Source organism: Caballeronia arationis (genome assembly GCF_001544975.2).
GTDB lineage: Bacteria > Pseudomonadota > Gammaproteobacteria > Burkholderiales > Burkholderiaceae > Caballeronia > Caballeronia arationis.
The window spans coordinates 1-3303 of sequence record NZ_FCOG02000308.1 but is presented as its reverse complement, the minus strand read 5'-3'; the positions used below and the strand labels follow the sequence as shown (position 1 = coordinate 3303).

Annotated in this window: 1 protein-coding gene and 1 pseudogene; one reads left to right on the top strand and one right to left on the bottom strand. The window is 60.4% G+C overall.

Translation table 11 applies throughout. The features are described from left to right. Positions 1 to 481: 481 nt before the first annotated feature. The gene (locus AWB81_RS41380; protein ID WP_327373437.1) at positions 482 to 2785 is read right to left on the bottom strand and encodes a two-partner secretion domain-containing protein; all 2304 of its coding nucleotides are present in this window, start codon (positions 2783 to 2785) and stop codon (positions 482 to 484) included. 306 nt (positions 2786 to 3091) lie between these two features. On the opposite strand from AWB81_RS41380, the pseudogene AWB81_RS41375 reads away from it, so the two are divergent. Then, positions 3092 to 3303 (top strand): annotated as a pseudogene (locus tag AWB81_RS41375) (hypothetical protein); the annotation flags it as partial.

The following is a 3303-nucleotide window of genomic DNA, read 5'->3' as shown; positions in this document are numbered from 1 at the left end:
CCATGGCCCGAATGCTCACGTCCTGCAGTCGTAGGCTTGCGATGGCGAGGCGTTCTTCAGGTTGAAGGTGCTGGTATGAAGTAGTTTTGTCGGGCATTGCAACACCTTATACGAAATAAGTGTTGCACCTCACTTTTGAGGCCGCCGGGTAATGAAACAGCGAACTGGTCCGGAAAGCAATCGATCGGTACGCAAGCAGTTGGAGTTCGCCGTGCCTTCTTGCGTGACGATGAAGCAGCCTACCGCAAGGCCGACACTGACGACCGGCCGGATTTGGCCGACGGCAGAAGATCGAGGTTGACCCGGCTCGCCGGGCCGCCTGCATAGCTCGAACGACCGCTTCGGTGCAAAGATCAGGCTAGCCGCCGGCCGGTCCGACGGTGGTTGACCGGTCGGGAAAGCGGAAGCTGGGATGATCCAATATTGCCTGTTAAGAGCGGCTCGAAATCGGTGGGACATGCATCAGGTTAAAGCTCGATTCTCACTTAACTGCTTGCTGCCATCGCAGAATCGGATGCGTTCCGCCAGCCGGGATGACCCATGTACCGTCGGGCGTAAAGTTCCAAGTCGGTCCAAAACTCGAGGGCGTGCTCATCTGGGCAGTGGTGAGTCCGTTTGCGGCAGGCACCGGCGTACCGCTGACGGTGCCCATGGGTGCCGTAGTCGTCTGTACGTCCCAGAAGACGCTATTAGCAATCGTCCCAGCGTTGTTGTCGGAGATCGCGCCTATGACGTTCGAGGGCAGATACCGAGCCATAGGCCCCGCGACGAATGATTCGCTGATCGTGCCATTATTGATCACGGTCATGCCTGCGATGGTGATCCCGGCGACGGAGCCTGTCGTGTACGACTGTGTGATCGTCCCATTGTTGCTGACGACCAGTCCGCCTGCGTTCCCACGCAAGCTGCCTGGTCCTGCGGAGCCTGTGAAAAACGACTGGATGATCGTTCCGTTGTTGGTGACCGCAAGACCGCCGGCAGCGTCATATCCCGAGACCTCGACGCTACTCGAGGAACGTTCGATGGTGCCATCATTCTGCGCAACGAAGCCGCCTGCCTCGCCTATGGTATGTTTTTCTGCAGAACCGGAAGCGTACGAATGAGTGATCAGTCCCTGGTTCAAACCCGCGAGAATGCCGATGGACGAATTGAGGAACGATACGGCATTCGCGTTCACCACGCCCAGGTTACGCACCACGCCCGTCGCGCCGATCGTGCCAAACACGCCGAGCCACCGTTGTAAATCGTCGACGACCTCGATGTCCATATTCTGGAGTTCGTGACCCATGCCGTCGAACTGGCCAGTGAACGGCGTGTTGGACGCGCCGCCAATGGGGTTGAAAGCGACTGCCGATCCTGAAAAATTGAGGTCTTTACCCAGCGCATACACACCGGACAGATCGTTCGACACCTTCTCGAGATCCGCCCGAGAATTCACGAGCCGATACGCGGTGTACTGCGTCAGCAGCCCGCTGAACGGTTCCGCGCTCCACGACGGATTGCTGTGCACCGCTCCTCGTGTATAGGTGCCGTTCATGTCATAGAGTGCCGAGACCACACCCGTCCCCTTCGACCAGTCGATGGTGCCGCGGCTCAGGACGCTGCCGCCGTTGTCGATGCCATGCGAATCCGCGCGCAGCGTCAAGTTACCCGCACCGGAGTTCGCGACGGTCGCGAGCGGTCCGAGCGTCACGTTGTGCAATGCGTTGAGGGTGAGCGAGGCATCGCCGGTCCAGCGCACGGCCGCGCCGAGATTAATGTCGCCGGTTCCGTTGTTGGCGCCCGTCGCGTTCCCCGTGATCGATGTCCCGTTCGACAGGTTGCTGGCGAGCGTCGCCGAGTTCAGCGGACCGGCGTTGAATGCCGGCGCACTAATATTCCAAAGCGCCGCATGAACGTCGGCGTTGTCGAGATGCAGCAGGTTGCCGGTCGTGATCACGATACCGCCCGTGCCGTCCGCGTTCGACGCGTCTACGTGCGAATGAACGTGTGCCGTGCCGCGATCGGCGATGAGCCAGATCTTGCCGTCGCGCGTCGCGATGCCGGTCGCGCGCAAGTCCTCATGCCTGCCGGCGAGCGCGAACACGTTGCCATCGGCTGCGCGCAGGTCGATCTGCGCGGCCTCGATCGTGCCCGTGTTGATGACATCGCCATGCGTGCCAGGCTGAACGAAGACCTGCGGGCCGCTCGCCGAGTCTTTCAGCAACACCTGGCTGCCGGTGGCGAGCTCCGCCGTTCCATTGGGAGCGCTGATGCTGCCATCGTTCTCGACGAGTTTGCGGGAGATCAGAAATACATCGCCGCCGGTCGAACTGATCTTGCCGAGGTTGATGACGACGCCATCGGACGAACCCGAAAGATTGAGCGAGCCGCCGCTCATGAAGTTGGCGTTACCGATGTCGAGCGTCGATGCAACGAAGCGGCCGCCCGTCGTCACGACGCCGTTCGCACTTACCACGACGCCCTGCGGGTTGATGAGGTACAAGCTGCCCGAGGCGGTGAGCTTGCCATCGATTATCGAACGATCGATACCGGTCACGCGATTCAGTGTCGCGCCCGCGCCATTGTTCACTTGGACGCTGTTGCCGCTGCCGATCGAGAAGCTGCGCCAGTCGATTACGGCGCGCGTCGTGTTCTGCGAGATGTTGACGGCATTGTTGCTCGTTGTGATTGAACCCGTGCCGGCGACGAACTGGCCGTTCCGGGGGAGCAGGCCCGCAGCGAATGCGTCGGCGCCCATCGCCGATAGAATGAACGCAAGCACGGCAATGGGCTGAATAAGCAAGGAATGCGCTTGGCGTTGCGAATTAAGACTAATGTCACGATTAAAGAAGAGTTGATTTTGGCGTTGCATGACGTACATCCTTCTAATCGCTTTGAGGATCGGTTCGACGAACGCTTCTTCATTGCCTTCTTTCGTCGGGCTATTAGAGTTCTAACGAGGCTCCGCCTCAGACCGACGAGTGGTACGGGTGACTGCGGAGCGCTGGCGGTGTAAGGTGGCTCCGGCCGAGCCGGCTGGGACGTGCCCAGCGATGTACGAGCTCGAAGCTCAATGGGTGCAAGGACCCGTGGACGACCGGAGCCAGTGATGACGTTATCACAGAGTGTGTGCGAAGTTCTGCGGGCTCACGTCGTGCTCGAGAGCGAGTGCATCGATCGGATGTACCTGAACGTGTACGTGCCACAGTTGCAGCGCGTAGGCGGCGTGGTGTGGTACCTGCGGGGGCATCTCGGTCAGCGCTTCGCCTCGACCGCGACCGTGGCGCCCAAGACCGTGGCCTTCGTGGCAAGCATCGAGAA